This window comes from Lactobacillus panisapium, assembly GCF_019469265.1.
In the GTDB taxonomy this organism is placed as follows: Bacteria; Bacillota; Bacilli; order Lactobacillales; family Lactobacillaceae; genus Lactobacillus; species Lactobacillus panisapium.
Genome location: NZ_CP048268.1, coordinates 1,232,981 through 1,253,249 on the forward strand (window position 1 = coordinate 1,232,981; position 20,269 = coordinate 1,253,249).

Genomic DNA, 20,269 nt, shown 5'->3' on the forward strand with positions numbered 1-20,269 from the left:
AATAGTTGACACCGTTTTATGCATAGCGGTTGAATTAATCATTATCTAGACTAAGAAAAGGACCAACTCCAATTAAATTTTGGGAGTTGGTCCTTTTCTAAAATCTAATAAATTGTTTTCATTTGCAACAGATAGCGATTTTTACGGATCGCATTTATCTTAAACAGTTTCGTGATCTGTTTGTAGCAGTAAATTATATAGCGAACCGTACAAATTAGAATCATTTCTAAACTTAGCAGCAACAATTTCCGGTTTAGTTAAAGTTTGACCGATAATCGAATTATCATCATTAACTAGTTGATCATAAGCCTGCTTAATTCCATCAATCAAGCATGATTGGGCACTAATTCCACCACCAATGGCAATTTTATTAACGTCAACCACAGTTTGCATGTTAAGAATTAAAGTAGCAATCTGCAAACAATACTGTTCAAAAATAGCAACTGCCTCGGGAACATGGTTTTTAATTGCTTCAAAAGCGTGAACACCATCGCTTACATCCTCATAACCTAATTGTTCATTTACCTGGCCAACAAAGCGAACGGCCGAACATAACTTGCCGATACTACCCTGCATATCCTTAGGATTAGAAATATCAGCAATCATGAAGCTCATTTCTCCGGCTTGATTATGCGTACCTTGAAGAAGGTGACCGTTGACTATAATACCGCTACCCACTCCGGTACCCAAGGTAATAGCAGCACAGTTTTTTTCGTCTTTTAAGTTTCCTAACCAATTTTCTGCTAAAATGCTTGCTTTACCATCATTAATTACGGCAACAGGAAAATCTTCTGCTTCATAAATTTGACCAAAATCTATTCCATCTAAAAAAGGAATAGCACCACCAAACCTAATTTTCGTTTTGTCAATTTTACCTGGTGCACAAAAAGCTAAGCCTTTAATTGAACCGGAATATTTTTGAACAATTTGATCAATTTGTGCCAGAAACTTGTCTTTGCCATCTGGCGTGCTCACTTTACCTTTTTCAATTATATGACCAGATACATCAATTTGTGCGTACTTGATTTCAGTACCGCCAATATCAATACTTAAATAATTTTTCATACTAACCCTTCAAGAAAAAATTTAGTCAAAAACCAAATAACTATCAAAACTTAAATTTAACATGGAATCATCTTGAAACAATGTCTGATGAAATTTCCTTTTAAAATTATAACTTAAAAAAATTTCTTTTTTGATAAAATTAGATTTTATTTGTTTCTTTGCAAGATTTTAAAAAATTTTTTGTCTTTGAGAATATCTGACTAAGCAAAAAAACTGACTTCAATAAGTTTGAAATCAGTTTTAAGAAAAGTTTTTAAACAATTTGATAATGTTTAGTACCAGCAGTCATCCTAATTAATCTTGCGAAACACTATCAATTATAATTAGCGTTTAGTTTTTTGCAGCGTTTATTCCGGCTAAACGGCCAAACGTTTGAGCATGACTTGATGCTAGTCCGGGAACACGATCATTATATGACCCCCTTTTTATTTGTGTTGCTTAAAAAGCCATGGTAATAACTCTGGGGTATTAAAAGCTCTCGCCCAACTTGCATGCGGATTAGGCTTAACAGTGTTCTTAGGATAAATAGTGACCTTCAGCTGCTTGCCCCCTGCTTTGTGAATGGCCTCTTCAGCTTTCTTAGTTCCGAGTACCCCAACAGTTGGATCATCTTCGGCATGAAAGGCCCAAATTGGTAATTGTGCCAAAGTCTTACCTTCTTCAGGGCTTGCAAGCATATACCGTCCTTTTCCTTGATCACCATAACCTTTTTTGCCATCATCATAAACATAACCGGAACAAGGCACTAGAGCTGCAAAAATATCTGCATGATGTACGCCCATATACCAGGTTGTCGAAGCACCATTTGATAAGCCAGTTAAATAAATGCGCTTCGTGTCAATGTTGTACTCAGATTCTGTTTGTTTAAGTAAAATGAACAGTGCTTTGCGAAAATCTTTTCTAAACCACCCATTTAGAGTTGGTGCCCAAGTAGCTTGCGGAACTAAAATAACAGCATCTTCTTTAGTTTTAGCATAATCATGCAAGGTCTTTGGCACATCATTGGCCAGTAGCGGCATGCCATTGTTAAAACCACGCTCGCCAGAACCATGTAAAAACAATACTAACGGCCGCTTTTTCCGATTGGTACCAGAAGCATAAATTGAATAGCTTAATTGAATTGTATCCGTTTGAATAATTTTTTGCTTAAAATCTGCTAAAAATGGATCTGGTTGGAACGCAACTTCAATTTCAGGTTGCATCCCGTTAACGTGAAGCATTATTTGTGGCAAAGCTACCTGATTAATAAACTTAGCCGGATCAAAACTTAAGGCTAACAATTCCTTGGTCAATTTAAAATAATAGATTATCTGATTTTGCTCTTTCTCAATCCTAGTTATTTGTAATTCTTTACCTTCTATTGTAAAAGAAATTCGGTTTTGTAAATCTTTGGTCATTTGACTTGGCGTAATCTTGGCGCTGGTTACGAAATAACCATTGTCAGTAACTTCTTCTTGATACACTACATTTAATTTCATGCTCATAACTCCTATTTTGTTGTTTTTCTTAACCTATTGTTTCTAATAATTGCCAAAATCACAAAAACAATTCCGACAAATACTAAATACCACATTGCAATTCTGATAATGTTCATTGGTCCCGACAAATGTAAAATGGATGCTGTAAGTGCCATCGTGTATGGTGAAATAAAAGCTCCACCATTGTTAAATACTTTTGCCAAAGATAAGAAGAAATCCTTGGAAGTTGCTGGCACATCTTCCATTACCGCACCATAAATATACGGAAAAATAATATTCGTGGCAGAAATTACCATCATTGATATCGTGAATACCAGCATATTAGGCGAATGAAGCACGCCCCAATAGCCAATAACCCCTAACAACATCGTAAATACTGGTGTGTAATGTCCTAGTAACTGGTAAATTTTGCCATAAAAAGCTGTAAAAACTGCGCCAGCCAGTCCTGCTAACGCTAACGCAGTTGAGAAAAACTCTTGGTGTACTAAATTTAGTTGCTGAATTACAAGCGGAGTATCGGTTTGTTGTGGCATAATTGCATTGAAATATACAAATGACATTAATATTGCTACTAACGCTAAGATCGGCACATTAGTAGTTTTCTTTTCGGATTTAGCTTTAACTAGTTCTTCTTTTTGCCGAGATTTAATTTGTGCTTCAGTCTCTTTGCTATAGCCTAAAGCAAATAACAAAATGATTGGGATAAACAGCAGGTAAACTAAATAAGCTGCTTGCCAATTAATTTCAAGTAGTAAACCAGCAACAAAAACCGCCAAGCTTTGACCAAATGTTTGAATTGCTGATTGATACCCAAGTAAGGTCCGTTGCTCATCCCCACTCCAAATATCTCCAATTAAACTGGCCGTTGAAGTTGAATATAAACCGTTACCTGCTCCTAATACAAAACGCGCAATTTGAATCAGGTGAAAGTTGGTGCTAAAAAATGGCGCAACGCCCCCAATTAAACCGCAAAACAAGCCAAGCAAAACGGTTTTTCTTTTACCCAAGTATTTAATAAATAACGTTGACAAAAGGACAAAGATTACCATACCAATTGAAGGAATAGTCACTAATGCTTTCACATTCGCTACGCTTTCATGGGTAAAGTGCTTTGTCATCATTGGTAAAGTGCCCGAAACCGCACTAGCTGCAGTTAACAAGGTTGAAATTGATAAAATACCTACTTTTAAAAGTGGACTTTTTTGCTTAATATTCTGAGTCATTTTCCTCTCCTTCCATGTAATCGCTTACTAAGATATTATAAAAGAAGAATATTGACTAAATATTGCAATTATTTTTATTAAATAGGTAAATTATTGACTTTTTAACCTTTTCCGATAAGTGGAAGGTGTTGCACTATAGACATCTTTAAATATTTTTTGCAGGCTTCGAACATTGGCAAAACCGCATTGGTCGGCAATAACGGTAACAGGCAAGTCAGTATTAACTAGTAAATCATAGGCATGTTGTAAACGAATCAGCTGCAAGTAATGAATCAAGCTTGTTTGTACTTCGGTTTTAAATAAGCGATCCAAATATGCCTTTGAAAGGCCAAAGTGATCAGCAACTTCGTCTAAAGTTAAGCTATCTCGATAATTGGCGGTTAAAAAATTAATGATATCTTTAACCTTGTCCTGCTTTCTGGCATCATTAAAGCAAATAATATTCTTTTTTGGTACAACAAAATTTCTGAGAAGAAGCGCCATTAAAAGATAAAAATGTCCTAATATTTCAATCTTATTTTCATGATTATGTTGATTAGTCCAAAGCTGATAAATCCTTGTTAGCTCAGTTTTTACCTTCAGCATTATTTCCTGATCAGTGATTTGAGAAATAAAATACAAATGATTAATTTCAGGCAGCAATTCATTCAAGAACTCAAATGGAACAAGAATGGTAATTGATCAACGAGCATTACCTGGACAAATATTTTCGACACCATGAACTTCACCAGAATTAATAATTATGAAATCGCCGTCACTCAAGTGCGTTTTGTGCCCCGAAGTTAGGTAATCGCCTTCACCATGAATAGTAAAATCAATTTCTAGGGCACGGTGCCAGTGTTTAGTAATTTGAAGTGCTGAAGAATTATGAATAATAATCTTAAACGGTAAGATTCCCTTAGTAACAATAATTTCATGACGAAACATCTTTATCTTCCTTTACTGTGGTAGATAATGATTAAGTAATAAAAAATGGCGTAGTAATTGATTAAATTGTTGCGGTACTTCTGCCATTATATCGTGACCACAATTTGGCACAATGGAAGCGGTAATTTGAGGATTTTGTTCTGCCATCCAGTTTGCGAACTGAAAAGGATAATATGGACTCTTTTCAGCCGCAAAGATAATCATCTTCTGGCTGCTACGTTTAATTATTTTCCGCCAGTCTAGCTGAACATGCTCTTGCAATAAGTCCAAATTTGCTTTTCGATCAAATGGGTAAGCAATTTTGGCTGGTAATAATTCCGTCATAACAGAACTATCGATGCCATGAAGCGTTTCATGCACCTGCGGAGCTAATAGGGTCAAGTCTTGGTAATTTTCCAAAGTAAAATTCATAAAGCCATAGTGCCAAGACTTCGTATTTAGCATATATGGGCTTTGATCAATAATAACTGCTATATCAATAATTTGCGGTTTAATTTTTAACAAGTTATAAATAATACTCCCGCCCATTGAATGGCCAATAAACGTGGCCCGAGTTATTTTTAGAAAACTTAATAGCTCAATTAGATCCTTAGTTAGTCTTTCAAGTGATTGTCCTTTGGCTGTACGCTGGCTTTTACCCATATTACGGTGATCATAAGTTAAAACGCTATAACCCATTTTTCTAAGGTAGGAAACTTGTTTTGTCCAAACTTCTTGATAGCCACCAAAACCGGTTATTAGAATCAGTGGCTTACCGGTGCCATAAAAATGAAAATTAAGTTCTACGTTATCGCTTGTTTTAAAAATACTCATTTATTTTCCTGTAAAAATTGCCAAGGATCGACAACTAGAAGTGGTCCCGCAGCGGTTTTTACCAAAGTTTTTTTACTACGATTAGCAGCATATTCCTCTAATGAAAAACCGTTTTGACCTTTGACTACTTGTACATCAGCGTGCACATGATACTGATTCAGCTTTTGCAAAAGTTCTTGGGCCTGACTTCTGTTTAACGTAGGAGTTTGATAAAGTAGCAAATCTAAGTCACTGACATGTTCCGTCGTGCTTTTAACCATTTTTACACCGGTTGCCATTTCATATCCTAACGAGCCTCCTATTCCCCACTGAAAATTGTTTAATAGCGGGACTATCTTTTGTAATGCCTGAAAAGGTGGAAGTTTTTGTCTATCTTCAGATAAACCTTCCCAACTTTTATGTTGAATAAAGTACTGGGGATGATATTGCTTTTTAATAGCTGCAACATTTAAGTAGCAAGCAAACCTTTGCTTTCTTTCGTAACCTCTTATTCCAACTGGGATCAGATTATCGTTGATTAAGCCCCGTCTAACCACCACTGTTTTTGTCTCAGACAAAGAATCCTTTGCCCAGCCAGGTAAAGGATTCTCGGTTAAAACTAGATCTTGCAAACTAGTGAATTGCAGTAAATCATTGGGCCATATTGCCGTTAATCGTTCCATTGGTCAAACACAGCTTTACGCATCTCATTAGTTGCCTTCCGGCCACTTGCAATGGCAACTGGATTTTCATACCTATAATGTAAATCGGTCGAGTGCTTCTTGGTACTTGTAATGGCCTCATTAATAATTTGCTCAACTTCTGAAACGGCCGCATCATTTGCGTCCCAAGAAGAAACATCAGGGACTAATTTATACAAAGCACCCAATTTGGCATAATTTTTAATGTCATAAGCCATTGCCGGAACGTGCTTCGTAGCCTCTTCTAGTTCTGGAATTGATCTTTGGGTAATTCGAGCAGCCGAAGCTTTTGACATTGCCTGAATGGTAATTGAATCATCAGCTAAGGCAATCATTCTGTTGGATTGCAAACCGTGGGCTAAAAAGCCGCCTGAAACTGCATCCCCTGGAATAAAGGCAATAACTGGATGACCGGCCTGCCGAGCCTTTGCATAGGCGGCTGCCGCAGAAGCTAAACTAATGTGAATACCTATCAATTCCTCCTTATACCCATAAGCTTGGCTTGGAACATCAACGATTAAGATAAGCGGACGTTTAACATCATTATTTTGATCTTCAGCAACAATTTGATTAACGATTTTTGCGACTAAAAATCCTTCTTGCAACCCCACCTCACCGTGACGTACACGAGGAAAGCGGTTATTTTCATTAGGAACAATCGCAATAAATTCTTTGCCATCTTTTTCCGCATGAAGAACTGTTGGATAATCTGATTTTGCATTCGGTAAACCAGTTAGTTTTTCAAACCACAAGCGGCCACGAGACTTGGCAGTTGCCTTATCCCCAGCTACCGCTTGGTTTATATCATGCTTATTAGCCTGATTTTTAGCATAAAGAGAACAATATTGCTTTGTAGTAAGGGGCTTAGCAAAATCAATTTGATCAAGTAAAGATAGATAAAAATCAGATTGCTCAGTCCGATGAGCATCCTTTTTTTCTTCGATTGCTCTATCAATAGCTTCTTTAATAGTCGTGATATCATCTTCGTCAACTTCATCTGCAATTCCTGTAGCTACTCTTTGACGAGTTCCAAGCGTATTCCAAATTAAGTCCTTATCACTAGAATCAAATTCACGTACACCAGCTTCTTGTTCGATAACTTCGGGACCATTTAAAGCAATTCTAGCTTTTGGTGTTGTAATTAAGTATGACATAATTGCACTAGTAATTGACATTCCGCCAAAGCTGCCGACCCTTCCCGGTACTAGTCCAATTACGGGAACATATTGTTTCAAGGCAATAATGGCATTTTGAATTTCAGAAATAGACAATAACCCGTAATTAGCTTCTTGCAGACGAACACCACCAGTATCAAGAATAATTATTGGGTATTCCTTTATACCTTGCTTGTTATCATCTAAGGTTTTTTCTAAAGCTGCAACTATTTTGGCGCCAGATACTTCACCAATTCCACCACCTTGAAACTTTCCTTCGATAGAAATAATTACGACCCTTTTACCGTTTAGTTTACCTTTGACAAGAACAACACCATCATCACTTTCTGGAACAATTTTTTGCGGCTCAAGATGTGGTGAAATCATATCATATTCTGGTCCAACTAATTCTCGACCAGTGCCTTTATCAATTAAAGCATTTGCTCGTTGACGACCATTTAATTCTACAAAACTATTCTTCATTATTTAATGCCTCCATTGCCTGTGTTAATCGTAAATTAACGACACCCGGTGTGGCTCCAAAATCATGAATAACAAACCTGCCTTGTAAAGGATACCTTGCAAAAAAGCGGTCAAGGACATTTTGCCAAACCTGTTTGAAACCGTCACTACCAGTCACAATTTCTAATGAAGTTTTGTCATCAGGATAAATTAATACTTCTAAATCTCCGGAGGCAACGACACCAACATGAACAAATTTAGTCACTGGCTGAGTGTTTTGATAGCTAAAATTAAGTTTTTCCATTTTATTAACCTCCTTATTATGACCATGACCTAAACTTGGCAGGTGGATTGTACAAGCCATGTGACCATTGCACTAAATCGTCCATTGTTTGAGCAGCCAGTAATGAACGTTTTGCATCCCGGCGGGCAACACCAATATCTTCTGGTAAAGCAACGATCCCTTGATCGCGCAGTTTTTGGACCTCTTTTGGCTTTGAGCGCAAGCCAACCGGTGTCACACCTGCTACTGCTTCAATTGCAGCTTTTCTTTGTTCCATACTGTCAGTTTTATACAGATATGCGATTCCTTCTTCAGTCACGATATGGGTCGTATCCTCGGTATAAATCATAATTGGAACGTTAGCTAATTTAGCTTCTTTACGTACCTTTTCAGCATCTAAGTGATCAACAAAAACGGGCTTTTTATTAGAACCAAATGTTTCAACCATCTGCACAACGAGCTTTTGCCCTTTTGCCAATGGGTTATCTTCGGGCTTCAAGCTTTGCCAAGCAGGAGTTGAATGACGCCGACCGGTTGGATTAGAGCCCATGTTAGGCGCACCACCGAAACCAGATAAACGACCATTGGTGACTGTTGAAGAATTACCCCATTGATCGATTTGTAAAGTAGAACCAACAAACATATCACAAGCATATTGTCCGGCAACTTGGCCTAGGGCACGATTCGACCGCATTGTTCCGTCATTACCTACAAAGAAAATATCTGGCCGCGCCATAATGTACTTTTCCATCCCTACTTCACCACCAAACGAGTGAATTGATTCCATCCAGCCGCTTTCGATTGCTGGTATTAAGGTTGGGGTTGGATTTAGTTCCCAGTTACGACAAATTTTACCTTTTAAGCCCAGTTGCTCACCATAAGTTGGTAAGAGAAGTTCAATTGCGGAAGTGTTAAAACCTACACCGTGGTTTAAAGTTTGAACATTGTGTTTTTCATATATTCCCCGAATTGCCATCATGCCCATTAAAATTTGCAGTTCGCTAATTGCTTGTGGGTCACGGGTAAATAGTGGCTCAAGCTGGTAAGGCTGATCAGCGGGAATAACCACATCAACCCAACCGGCGGGAATATCAACTCTTGGTACTTGATCAACGATTTCGTTAGCTTGAACGATTACAATGCCATCATGAAAAGCTGCTGCTTCGACAATAGTCGGTGTTTCTTCAGTATTAAAGCCCGTATATAAATTGCCTTCATGGTCTACTTTATCAGCGGCTACTAAAACAACATTAGGAATTAAATCGATAAATAGACGGCCAAAAAGTTCCAAGTATGTGTGAATGTCGCCAACTTCCATGGTGCCATCAGAAATCATTTGCGAAACGCGAGTGCTCTGAGGACCTGCGTATGAAAAATCCATTTTGGCAGCAATTCCTAAGTCAAAAATGTCTAAGTGCTCTGGCCTAGAAATACTTGACATAATCATATGTAAGTCATGAACTTTTTCCGCATCTACTTTTGTCAGTGCTTCTGACAAAAATGAAGCTTGCTTTTGATTATCGCCTTCCAAAACAACCTTGTCTCCAGGTTTAATTAGTGTCTCAAGGACCTTAACAACATCCTCTGTTTTAGCAAATTTCCCCTCGAGCAGTGTCGCCGCTTTTGCTAAGCGTGCATTTTTAGCATCCCGATGGGTGTGCCAATTTCTTTCAGTCATTATCTTTTCCTTTCCATTTATGTAATAAAAAATCTGCGTCATCAATCGTCATATTTGCCAAAGTTATATTAGCTAGTTGATTCGTTTTTGCCTTTAATAATTTAGTAAAAGCAGTTCCTGGAGCAAATTCCACGCTTACTTGTGGGTTGTATTCAAGAGCCACATTGATCATTGTTTCCCAAAAAACAGGATGAGTTAGGTTATTGGCCAAATCATAGCTAATTTCAGCTATGCTTTTAACCGGATGTCCATTATTATTTGCTAAATAAATACAGGTAGGAGAATGCAACTCTAACTGCCCAATCTGTTTGGTCAATTTATCCGCCACGCTTTGCATCAATGGTGAATGCGAAGGATTCGGAACTTGTAAAAGTTTAGCCTTGGCTGCACCGCTTTCTTTAGCTAATTGGAGTACGGCTTGAATAGCAGTTATTTTGCCAGACAAAGTGTTTTGCAATTCAGAATTTTGGTTTGATAAAAAGACCGGATCTTTTTCCGTGTTCACTTGTTGCACCAAGTTCCCAACTTCTTGACGAGATAGGCCTACAACGACACCCATGCCATAACCTATTGGAAATGATGATTGCATTAGACTTGCTCGCAAACTTACAAGTTTAAAAACATCCTCTCTATTAATAACGCCGGCAGCATAGGCGGCGGCAAAAACTCCAAGTGAATGCCCCGCTACGATATCTGGTAGCCAGCCTTTTTCTTTGAGCTGATCAATTTGCTGAACTTGCAACAACAAAATACTAAGCTGAATTTGTTGCGAATTTTGATAGCCCTTTTCACTGTCTACAAGCTTCACACCTGTCCAACTTTCAACCTTACTTTTTAATGTCGGGTCAATCTTTTGAAGCATCCCGGCCTTTTGACCCCCTTGACCGGGAAATAACCATAAGTATTTCAAGTTATCACCTCTTTGGATCTCACAAAAACAGTTTAACCCTAATCGATAACCATTTATAATAGATAATAGGAATAATAGTTAACTAAAAGGTTATCAATTGGTGTAAAAAATGAATTTAACCGGATTAAAATATTTTGTTAGTGTCGCAAGTATAGGTTCAGTGACTGAAGCAGCTAAGCTAGCATACGTAAGTGAATCAGCAATTAGTAAAACCATCAGGCAATTAGAAGAAGAAATAGGCGTTAAATTGTTTGACCGGCAAGGAAGAACAATTCAGCTTAACCAACAAGGAAAGATTTTTTATTCATATGTTTCCGATAGCTTAAATTTACTAAACCGTGGAATTAAGGCTGTCCAAACTAATAAAGACCAAGAAAATAGCCAAATTAATGTTCTTTTTACTGTTGGCTCACCGCTCATCCCACTTGTTGCCCTTAAAATGCAAAAATTACTGCCTAATGTCAGTCTAAATATTCATCAACGGACAACCTTCGCTAAGGATTTAAAGCAGTTTGATTTTATTATCTCTTCCAATAAAATTGACCATTTTACCGCAATTCCGTTATTAAAAGAAGAAATAGTAATTGGCTGGCAAAAGAATTTTATGCAAGGTAAACATAATTTAGATGTTAAAGATTTACCGAATTTTACTTTTGTCGGCGAAAGTGATGAAACTGAATTGCAACAAACAATTAATCAGTTTTTAGCTAAAAATGAATTAAAACTCAATTTTAAATATCAATCTGATGAACCAGCTACGGTGCGAGAAATGATTGCAGCAGGTCTAGGCATGGGCTTTATTTCCAAAGTTACTTGGGGAAGCTTTTTTACCAATTTTCATTTAATCGACAGTGCAAGAATTTTCCCCAATTCGCCGCAAAGAACAATTTATCTAAATACGCCCTACCAAAATTTAACTGATAACCAAAGATTATTTAGTAACGAAATCGCTGCAGTACTAACGGGTGCACAAAATAGATAGAATATAATTACTAAAAATGGGCTTGCGTTTTTACCAAAAAGCGCATATATTGAACTGGAACTTCTTAGGGATCTCACGAATCTTCTAAGAAAGGTCTTAATTAAAATGGATAAATATCCTTATCCCACCTATAAAATTGCTGACATTGGTGACTACTTAAAAGTATTTGCTTGTACAGCAGTGATGTCTCAACCAATCATGTCCTTAATCATGGGAAATGGTCAGCCTATAAGAACACAAGACATTTTTGGTATTCTGTATAATTTAGTCAAATATACTGCTCCAGCCTTTATTTTTGGCATTTTATATACCACCATTAGAACTAATGATTTAGCGGGAAACTTTTCTTACCGCAAGCATCTGCGTTCAAGTTGGTCGAACTTGTTTGTACCAACTATTTGGTGGACTTTGATTTATTTACTAGGAATGCCTTGGCTCCAACAGATTAATCAATTTCATAATTTTGGTTCTTTTTGTTGGCATTTTATTAATGGTAACGCTGCGCCACATTTGTGGTACAACACAATGATGTTGCAATTTATCATCTTAATGCCACTTTTCTGGGCAATCAGTCGCTTTGTCGGCAATAACGTGAAAAAAGGAATTGCTGTAGCATTAATCACGCTAGTTTTATATTTAGCTTGGCTCTTGTTTTACGACACAGAGGTATTTCACGGTGCGCATGAAAAAACGTGGTATCTGCTTGATCGCGTGTTTATTTCGTTTTTTATCTACGGAGTCTTTGGTGTCCTCTGCTGGCAATTGCGGAATCAAGTTAACAACTTTTTACAAAAATTTTGGTGGCTGATCTTAATTACTTTTGTTGCTTGTTTCATTTGGACCAACTTTGAATTATATCAGTTCGGTCATCCCGTTCTTTTTGCCAATGCACCGTATTATAAGCCATCAATGACATTTTATTGCTTAGCGGTTATTGCATTAATCGCTGCACTTTGCTTATATCAAGTACGAAAAAATTCAGAAACAGCTTTAACAGTTTTCCATTTTCTTGCTACTTATGCCTATCGTGCCTATTTATCAAATGTTTTTTGGAATCAACTGGTCTGGCGCGGACTAAATATGCAATTCCACGCAACATACCACCCATTCTTAACTTTCTTTGGCACATGGATATTAACATGGATTTTGTCATTCACGTCAGCTTATTGTCTGCATATTTGGTGGACGAAAATAAAACAAATAATCTAACTAGATAAAAAGGCTTGGTTCGGTAGTCAACTGAATCAAGCCTTTTATGTTTTACTAATATGCTAAAATTACGTAATAAATAATTGAGTTTGAAAACTTTACTTTTTGACAATAGAAGCTAATCCGGCCATGATGTTTTCATATTGCTGCTCATTTTCAACAAATTTGTCATTATTAACGATAATATCTGCAATTTCTTTAACCCTCAATGCCCCATGTTTTATCTTAAACTGGTCTTTTTTCTTGGTTCGTTCAACTATTTCATCAAAGGTATAGTTTTCCCCATTATCGATAGTTTGTTTCTTAAATTCGCGTTTCGCTCTAACCTCAAGAGGAGCTTCAATATAAATATTAAGCATCTTTTCTCCTAGTTCCTTTTTCAGGTATGCCCCAAGTTCTGAGCGATACAAACTTTCAATGAAGCGTAATGAGTTCCTGCCTCCTGCATTTTACCAATTAGACGATACAAGAATTCACGAAAAATCTGTTCAGGGTTGTTTGCATATAACTTTTTGAAATCATTTTCCGTTGGATGTCCGCTAAATTGATAGTTTCGTTCAAGCATCATCTCTTTTTCAATTGCAATGATTTTCATTCGTTTTATGCCAATACTATCGAAATAAAATCCAGCTGCTGATTTACCGCATTCACTTAAGCCACCTAATGAGAACATTCCCTTAACATATTCTTTTCTCTTAGTAAATTGCTTATCGGTTATTTTCATGATAATCTCCTTTCATGAACGAAATGGTTTGTTACCATTTAATTGACAGTGCAATTGTATATGTTACCAGAAATAAGCTTTTTTAGCAAGCGCTTTCAGTAATAAGATAGGAAGGATACCAGAATTTTTTAACTATTTTTAGTCCAGACTTCGAACTAAAAAGATATAGTTTCGATATTTTATTAATCTATTTTGGTAAGTTTTGTTTTACCTATTTTTCTAATAAAAAAGAATCTTATCATCACTGATAAGATTCTTTTTTACTTATATTATAATTTTAATTATTTCATTTGTTCTTGAACTTCAGCAGCAAAGTCTTCTTGCTTCTTTTCAATACCTTCGCCAACTTCATAGCGAGTGTATGCAACAACTTCACAGCCTTCTGACTTAGCATATTCAGCTACTGTCATGTCGCCATCCTTAACGTAAGGTTGGTCAACTAAACAAATTTCACTTAAGTACTTGTTGACACGACCTTCAACAATCTTAGGAATAATGTTGGCAGGTTTACCTTCATTCTCAGTTTCCTTAGTGAAAACAGCCTTTTGGCGATCAAAGTCAGCCTTTGGAACAGAATCCTTATCAAGGTATTCTGGGTTAATTGCAGCAACATGCATTGCAATGTTCTTTGCTGCTTCTTCGCTGTCACCCTTTAAGGTAACAACAGCAACAATTGCACCGCCATTATGCTTGTAAGCACCAAAAACTTCATCATCGTTCTTATTAATTAAATCAAATCTTCTTAAAGTGATCTTTTCACCAATAACAGCAGTTAAGTTAGTGATTTCTTCACCAATAGTTGAATCACCCATTGGTGCCTTTAAAGCTTCTTCAACGTTAGCTGGCTTTGCAGCAAGAATAGCCTTAGTTACATCATCAACCAACTTAATGAACTTATCATTTGATGAAACGAAATCAGTTTCTGAGTTGATTTCAACAAGAGCAGCAGTGTTACCTTCAAAAGCGTATTCTGCTAAACCTTCAGCAGCAATTCTACCACTCTTCTTAGCAGCTTTAGCAACACCATTTTCTCTTAAGATATCAATTGCCTTTTCAATGTCTCCGTTAGCTTCAACCAAAGCCTTCTTGGAGTCCATCATTCCGGCACCAGTACGATCACGTAACTCTTTAACTTGTTTAGCAGTAATATTTGCCATTGATGTATCCTTCCAAATAAAAGCTAATTATTAAATTAATCTTCTTCTGAACTTTCTTCAGTTTCAGCTGCTTGTTCTGCGTCATCAGCTGCAGCGTCTTTAGCCATTTCAGCTTCAACGTTTGCATCGCTGTCATCTTGGCCTTGTTTTCCTTCGATAACTGCATCAGCCATTGCACCTGAAATTAAGCGAATAGCACGGATTGCATCATCGTTTGAAGGAATAACAACATCAACTGGATCTGGATCAGTATTAGTGTCAACCATAGCAACAACAGGGATACCTAAAATGTTAGCTTCGTGAACAGCAATCTTTTCCTTCTTAGGGTCAACTACGAACATAACATCAGGAATTCTAGGCATATCTTCGATACCACCTAAGAATCTTTCAAGTTTGTCCATTTCTTTAGTCAAAAGTGAAGCTTCCTTCTTTGGTAATACATCAAAGGTACCATCTTCTGACATCTTCTTTAAATCTTTTAATCTTTGAACTCTACTTTGGATAGTCTTCCAGTTAGTCAAAGTACCACCTAACCAACGTTGGTTAACGTAGTATTGACCTGCACGAGTTGCTTCTTCAGCGATTGAATCTTGTGCTTGCTTCTTTGTACCAACAAACAAGATAACTCCACCGTCTTGAGCAACGGCTCTAACAAAAGCATAAGCGTCATCCAACATCTTGATAGTTTTTTGCAAATCAATAATGTAGATACCGTTTCTTTGAGTGAAGATATATGGAGCCATCTTAGGGTCCCATCTTCTAGTTTGGTGACCGAAGTGGACACCAGCTTCAAGTAATTGTTTCATTGAAACTACTGACATAATAAATTCCTCCTATGGTTTTAGTCCTCTCAAGCGGTCATTTCAACGCTTCACCAATGTTTGGCACCAAAACGTTGATCGCTCTTGATGTTTTCTAACTGTGTATTCACACAACACACAGATAAAATCATACTAAATTTAAGGCTAAGAATCAAGTCTAAAAATTAACAGCATGCTCATGTAAAAATTTTTCTTTCCATTGGCGTGTATGGTGTTTAAACCAATATTCTCTTTTTAAAGCTAAGCGTTTATCACTAAATTCTTCATGATAGATCATTTTGACCGGTCGCCTATTTTTAGTATATTTGGCACCCTTCCCCGTATTATGGGCCTCAAGCCTTTTAGTTAAATTGTTAGTAAAGCCGCCATAAAAACTTCCATCGCTGCACAATAAAACATAAAAGTAATATTTTGCTTGTTGATCGTGCTTGGCTTTTTCTTCTGGTGTTTCGCGAATGATTTTTTGAATCGCTGGTAAAAATGAGCCATCGTGATCGTGAACTTCAATAGCATCTTTTAAAACTAAGCCATCACTAGCAGTGTGCCTGACAGCTTCAATTATAATCAAGTTTGTATCTTCGCCGCGATGAGAAACATAAGGCTGAATGAACTTAATACTTAGGTCATGTTTTAAACAAAAATAGGCAATTTCATTTAACCGTTCGGGTCGATGAACCATGTACATCTTGCCCTTCATTTTTAATAAACCACTAGCAACTGCAATAATTTCTTCTAAAGTAATCATTATTTCATGGCGGGCAATTGCCTTTTTAGGATCAGGATTAACCTTGTGATCTTTGGCAACTTTAAAATAAGGTGGATTGATGACAATCACATCATAAGAATCTTTTCGCAAAAACTGGGCGGCATCCTTAACGTTTTTTTGAAAAACATGGATCCGATTTTCCATTTGATTCAATTGGACAGAACGCATAGCCTGTGAAGCCGCTTCTGGTTGAATTTCAACTGCATCATACTTTGCTCGGTTAAAATAAGCCATATAAATGCTCGCAGCACAATTGCCAGAACATAAGTCTGCAACTTTAGAGCTATCTTTAATCGCGTCTTTGGCCGTAGCCGCCAATAATAAGGTATCAAGTGAAAAACTAAAGGCATCTTTATCTTGAATAATTTTCAAATTATCGCTATACATATAGTCGATTCGTTCATTTTTGCTCAAATTTACCATAAATATTTTATCCCTTCGCAAAGCTTTGCTATAATATTTTACATCATTGGAGGAAAATATGTTTTATCACATTATACGGCCCATCGCCCGCTTCATTGTGTGGGTGTTAAACGGGCATTTACATGTTAATCATCAAGATCGTATTCCCGAGGGAAATTATATCTTGGCTGCACCTCACCGTACTTGGTGGGAGCCGATTTTATTTGCACTAGCTGCTAGCCCTAAGGAATTTATGTTTATGACTAAAATTGAATTATTCAAAAATCCAATTTTGCGCTTTATTTTAAAGCACGCACATGCATTTCCAGTTGATCGTAAAAATCCAGGTCCATCCGCTTTAAAAACCCCAATAAAGGGATTAAGAAAAGGCAATTACTCACTGATCATTTTCCCATCCGGTACCCGTCATTCCGCTGAACTTAAAAGTGGGACAATTGCCATTGCTAAATTATCTGGTAAACCAATTGTTCCGGTTGTTTATCAGGGGCCGTTAACTTTTACTGGGCTATTGAAAAGGGAACCGTTAGAAGTTTGTTTTGGGCACCCATTTCGGGTAGATCCAAAAATAAGGTTAACCCACGAAAATGAACATCTTTTAGATAATCAGCTAAAAGATGCTTGGAAAAAAATTGATCAGGAACAAAACCCTGCTTTTCACTATCATGCAAAGTAAAAAGATTGAATTCGAAAGAGTTCAGTCTTTTTTTGTAGTGTTAAAATAAATTACAACAGTAATTGAATGGAGGAATTCTAAAATTGTTAGAAAAGTCGTTTTATAAGAAGATGCTAAGCAAGTCATTTCCTTTTCCAATTAAGGTAAGTTATTGGGATGGCAAAAGTGAAATTTACGGCAATGGCACTCCCAATATTGAAATTGTTTTTAATGAAAAAATTCCAATTAGTGATATAACGCGCAATGCTTCCCTAGCTTTAGGAGAAGCATATATGGACAAAAAAATCGAAATAAATGGTAGTTTGCAGAAGCTGATTTTTGGTGCTTATGAAAGTGCTGATAGTTTTATGCGTTCCAGCAAGTTTCGTAAATTTATGCCTCACCAAAAACACACTGAAGAACAAAGTGAAAAAGACGTTCAAAGTCATTATGATATCGGAAACGATTTTTACCGTCTTTGGTTAGATCCAACCATGACATACTCATGTGCCTATTTTAAAAAGGACAATGAGGATGACTTAGAAAAAGCACAAATTGACAAAATTAAGCATATTCTTGAAAAGCTGAATCCTGAAAAGGGTAAAACATTGCTAGATATCGGTTGTGGTTGGGGAACCTTAATGCTCACCGCAGCTAAAGAATATGGTTTAAAAGTCACTGGTGTTACTCTCAGTGAAGAACAATACAAGCTAGTTCAAAAGAAGATTTATGATGAAAACCTGCAAGATGTAGCTGAAGTTAAGCTTGAAGATTACCGTGAACTTGGCAATGAGCAGTGGGATTATATTACATCTGTTGGGATGTTTGAGCATGTTGGCAAAGAAAACTTGGGTCAATATTTCGCTGATGTTGCCAAATACCTTAAAAAGGATGGCGTTGCGTTAATTCACGGCATAACTCGTCAGCAAGGTGGAGCAAGTAACGCATGGATTGACCGTTACATTTTCCCAGGTGGTTATATCCCCGGCTTAGAAGAAAACGTTCATCACATCGTTGCAAGTGGCTTGCAAATTGATGATATGGAAATGCTTAGACGCCATTATCAAAGAACTTTGGAAATTTGGGACAATAATTTTAATAAGCAACGTGATGTTATTGAAAAGAAAATGGGTGAACGCTTCACCCGAATGTGGGACTTGTACTTACAGGCCTGTGCAGCCTCTTTTGAATCAGGTAACATTGATGTTGTCCAATATTTACTAACAAAAGGTGCTTCAGGTAAAAACTTACCAATGACACGCGATTATATGCTAGGTCAATAAATAGCGCAAAAAAAAGAATGAGTTACCTCATTCTTTTTTTATTGCCAAAATTTACCTTTCAAAGATTTTTCCTGGATTAACAATGTCATTTGGATCAAATAACTTTTTAACCTCACGCAATAGCTCTGTATAATCATGACCATAGAACTCTTCGTAGTAATTTGCTCGTGCATAACCAATTCCGTGTTCACCAGACATATTGCCATCTAATGACTTAGCCGTCTTATAGAGTTCTGAAATGACTTTATCACTAGTTTTAGCATATTCTTCTGGTGTCATTTCATCAGAGCAGAGATAGATGTGCAAATTACCGTCGCCAGCATGACCAAAACTAGGTATTCTGATCTTTAACTCTTTTTCTAACTCTTCAATTCGGTCCAGCACATCAGGAATATGATTAATTGGCACGCAAACATCAATTTCATCCATTTTTGGCGTTGATTTCTGAATTGCCAACAATAGCTCTTCCCGACACTTCCAAATCTTTTTAGCTTCTTCAGAGTCTGCACTTAAAACAATTGCTTCTTCAGCTTTAAACTTTTTAACAGTTTCTAGTGCTTGATCCAATTCTGCACGCCATTCTCCCTCAGTGAATGAGTCTAGGCCCATAATGATAAAACCATCACCATTCTTGATTGGAAATTCATCATTAGCATATTTTTCCCATAACTTAATTACTTTTCTGCCCATAAATTCAACGGTTGTTGGTACAACTCCAGAAGCTAAAATTGCTGGTACTGATTTAATAGCATCATTTAAAGTTGGGAAAGGAATGATAGCATTGATTGTCTTATGTGGTTTAGGATATAGTCTCAATGTTACTTCCGTTACCACACCAAGCGTTCCTTCCGCTCCAATAATTAAGTCTTTTAAAGAGTAGCCGGAAGATGATTTTACCGCTTTAGAACCAAACTTATATAATTTGCCATTCGTTAAAACCACTTTTAACTCACGAATATGTTCTCTGGTTACGCCGTATTTAATTGCCTTTAACCCACCAGCATTAGTTGACACATTACCACCAATTGTTGCCCAATGCATTGCAGGTGCTGGCATATAAGTAAATGGCTTATCAGCCAAATATTCTTCGATATCCTTTAATCTTATTCCTGCTTGTACGGTCATTGTTAAGCCATCTGGATCATATTCCAAGATCTTATTCATTTTAACCATATCAAGAGAAATACCGCCGTCAACAGATAAATTGGCTCCCATCAAGCCGGTTGAATTACCCCGTGGTACCAGAGGAATGTGCTTTTCATTCGCATACTTAACTACTTGGATAACTTCTTCATTATTAACCGGTTGAATAACCAAGTCCGGCAGAGCGGTTACTGTCCGAAATTGATCGTGATCCCAGTGCTTTGTAGGTTGATTAATAAAACGTTCTGGATCGGAAATAAATTTACTTAAGTTTGTCCGATCAGTTTGATCTATTTTATGATATTCCATGATATTTTTCTTCCCATTCCTAAATCATAAACTTAATTAATATCTGACATAAATAATCTACTCTTTTATGTAAACGCTGTCAATACTATATTGGAAACAAAAACACGAGCTATTTGTGAACTCGTGC

The 20,269-nt window shown here is 36.9% G+C and carries 21 protein-coding genes; 4 read left to right on the forward strand and 17 right to left on the reverse strand.

The features are described 5' to 3' along the window. Window positions 1-159: 159 nt before the first annotated feature. From GYM71_RS05815 to GYM71_RS05865, 11 genes are all read right to left on the reverse strand, one after another. Window positions 160-1,065, reverse strand: a complete 906-nt coding sequence (locus GYM71_RS05815; RefSeq protein ID WP_220219780.1) for an ROK family protein — start codon at window positions 1,063-1,065, stop codon at window positions 160-162. 425 nt (window positions 1,066-1,490) lie between these two features. Beyond that, window positions 1,491-2,543: a carboxylesterase family protein gene (locus GYM71_RS05820; protein ID WP_220219781.1), complete on the reverse strand. Its 1,053-nt coding sequence runs from the start codon at window positions 2,541-2,543 to the stop codon at window positions 1,491-1,493. Window positions 2,544-2,554: 11 nt separating this feature from the next. After that, a complete protein-coding gene (locus GYM71_RS05825; RefSeq protein WP_220219782.1) occupies window positions 2,555-3,766 on the reverse strand; it encodes an MFS transporter in 1,212 nt (403 codons plus the stop codon). A gap of 90 nt (window positions 3,767-3,856) precedes the next feature. Next, window positions 3,857-4,351 (reverse strand): helix-turn-helix domain-containing protein, encoded by a 495-nt coding sequence (locus GYM71_RS05830; protein ID WP_220219783.1) that lies wholly within the window; start codon window positions 4,349-4,351, stop codon window positions 3,857-3,859. Window positions 4,352-4,447: 96 nt separating this feature from the next. Continuing rightward, window positions 4,448-4,693, reverse strand: a complete 246-nt coding sequence (locus GYM71_RS05835; protein ID WP_220219784.1) for a cupin domain-containing protein — start codon at window positions 4,691-4,693, stop codon at window positions 4,448-4,450. 12 nt (window positions 4,694-4,705) lie between these two features. Continuing rightward, entirely contained in the window at window positions 4,706-5,506 is an 801-nt protein-coding gene (locus GYM71_RS05840; RefSeq protein WP_220219785.1) for an alpha/beta fold hydrolase, read from the reverse strand. Then, the gene (locus GYM71_RS05845) at window positions 5,503-6,168 is read right to left on the reverse strand and encodes a malonate decarboxylase holo-ACP synthase (protein WP_220219786.1); all 666 of its coding nucleotides are present in this window, start codon (window positions 6,166-6,168) and stop codon (window positions 5,503-5,505) included. Before GYM71_RS05845 ends, GYM71_RS05840 begins: the two co-directional genes overlap by 4 nt. Further along, window positions 6,156-7,823 carry a biotin-independent malonate decarboxylase subunit beta gene (gene mdcD, locus GYM71_RS05850; protein WP_220219787.1) on the reverse strand — a complete coding sequence of 556 codons (1,668 nt, stop codon included), beginning with the start codon at window positions 7,821-7,823 and terminating at the stop codon, window positions 6,156-6,158. Before mdcD ends, GYM71_RS05845 begins: the two co-directional genes overlap by 13 nt. Beyond that, entirely contained in the window at window positions 7,813-8,106 is a 294-nt protein-coding gene (mdcC, locus tag GYM71_RS05855) for a malonate decarboxylase acyl carrier protein (RefSeq protein ID WP_220219788.1), read from the reverse strand. Before mdcC ends, mdcD begins: the two co-directional genes overlap by 11 nt. A 16-nt stretch (window positions 8,107-8,122) precedes the next feature. Then, complete coding sequence (gene mdcA / locus GYM71_RS05860) at window positions 8,123-9,763, reverse strand: malonate decarboxylase subunit alpha (RefSeq protein ID WP_220219789.1); 1,641 nt, start codon at window positions 9,761-9,763, stop codon at window positions 8,123-8,125. Continuing rightward, a complete protein-coding gene (locus tag GYM71_RS05865) occupies window positions 9,756-10,625 on the reverse strand; it encodes an ACP S-malonyltransferase (protein WP_244986803.1) in 870 nt (289 codons plus the stop codon). Before GYM71_RS05865 ends, mdcA begins: the two co-directional genes overlap by 8 nt. A gap of 157 nt (window positions 10,626-10,782) precedes the next feature. Here GYM71_RS05865 and GYM71_RS05870 point away from each other — a divergent pair, with 157 nt between their 5' ends. Continuing rightward, window positions 10,783-11,655, forward strand: coding sequence for a LysR family transcriptional regulator (locus GYM71_RS05870; RefSeq protein ID WP_220219791.1), 873 nt, complete (start codon window positions 10,783-10,785; stop codon window positions 11,653-11,655). 105 nt (window positions 11,656-11,760) lie between these two features. Then, entirely contained in the window at window positions 11,761-12,864 is a 1,104-nt protein-coding gene (locus tag GYM71_RS05875; RefSeq protein ID WP_220219792.1) for an acyltransferase family protein, read from the forward strand. Window positions 12,865-12,962: 98 nt separating this feature from the next. Here the strand turns inward: GYM71_RS05875 and GYM71_RS05880 are convergent, their stop codons facing one another. From GYM71_RS05880 to GYM71_RS05900, 5 genes are all read right to left on the reverse strand, one after another. Further along, on the reverse strand, window positions 12,963-13,223 hold the full coding sequence (locus GYM71_RS05880) for a nucleoside/nucleotide kinase family protein (protein ID WP_220219793.1): 261 nt from the start codon (window positions 13,221-13,223) through the stop codon (window positions 12,963-12,965). Window positions 13,224-13,243: 20 nt separating this feature from the next. After that, the gene (locus GYM71_RS05885) at window positions 13,244-13,588 is read right to left on the reverse strand and encodes a hypothetical protein (RefSeq protein ID WP_220219794.1); all 345 of its coding nucleotides are present in this window, start codon (window positions 13,586-13,588) and stop codon (window positions 13,244-13,246) included. Window positions 13,589-13,869: 281 nt separating this feature from the next. Then, complete coding sequence (gene tsf, locus GYM71_RS05890; protein WP_220219795.1) at window positions 13,870-14,745, reverse strand: translation elongation factor Ts; 876 nt, start codon at window positions 14,743-14,745, stop codon at window positions 13,870-13,872. 35 nt (window positions 14,746-14,780) lie between these two features. Continuing rightward, window positions 14,781-15,566 (reverse strand): 30S ribosomal protein S2, encoded by a 786-nt coding sequence (rpsB, locus tag GYM71_RS05895; RefSeq protein ID WP_164715351.1) that lies wholly within the window; start codon window positions 15,564-15,566, stop codon window positions 14,781-14,783. Between the two features lie 157 nt (window positions 15,567-15,723). Then, a complete protein-coding gene (locus GYM71_RS05900; protein WP_220219796.1) occupies window positions 15,724-16,755 on the reverse strand; it encodes a GIY-YIG nuclease family protein in 1,032 nt (343 codons plus the stop codon). Between the two features lie 58 nt (window positions 16,756-16,813). Here GYM71_RS05900 and GYM71_RS05905 point away from each other — a divergent pair, with 58 nt between their 5' ends. Both GYM71_RS05905 and GYM71_RS05910 read left to right on the forward strand, forming a co-directional pair. Then, window positions 16,814-17,428 (forward strand): lysophospholipid acyltransferase family protein, encoded by a 615-nt coding sequence (locus GYM71_RS05905; RefSeq protein ID WP_220219797.1) that lies wholly within the window; start codon window positions 16,814-16,816, stop codon window positions 17,426-17,428. Between the two features lie 83 nt (window positions 17,429-17,511). Beyond that, window positions 17,512-18,690: an SAM-dependent methyltransferase gene (locus GYM71_RS05910; RefSeq protein ID WP_220219798.1), complete on the forward strand. Its 1,179-nt coding sequence runs from the start codon at window positions 17,512-17,514 to the stop codon at window positions 18,688-18,690. 51 nt (window positions 18,691-18,741) lie between these two features. Here the strand turns inward: GYM71_RS05910 and GYM71_RS05915 are convergent, their stop codons facing one another. Then, complete coding sequence (locus tag GYM71_RS05915; RefSeq protein ID WP_220219799.1) at window positions 18,742-20,142, reverse strand: FAD-binding oxidoreductase; 1,401 nt, start codon at window positions 20,140-20,142, stop codon at window positions 18,742-18,744. Window positions 20,143-20,269 lie beyond the last annotated feature (127 nt).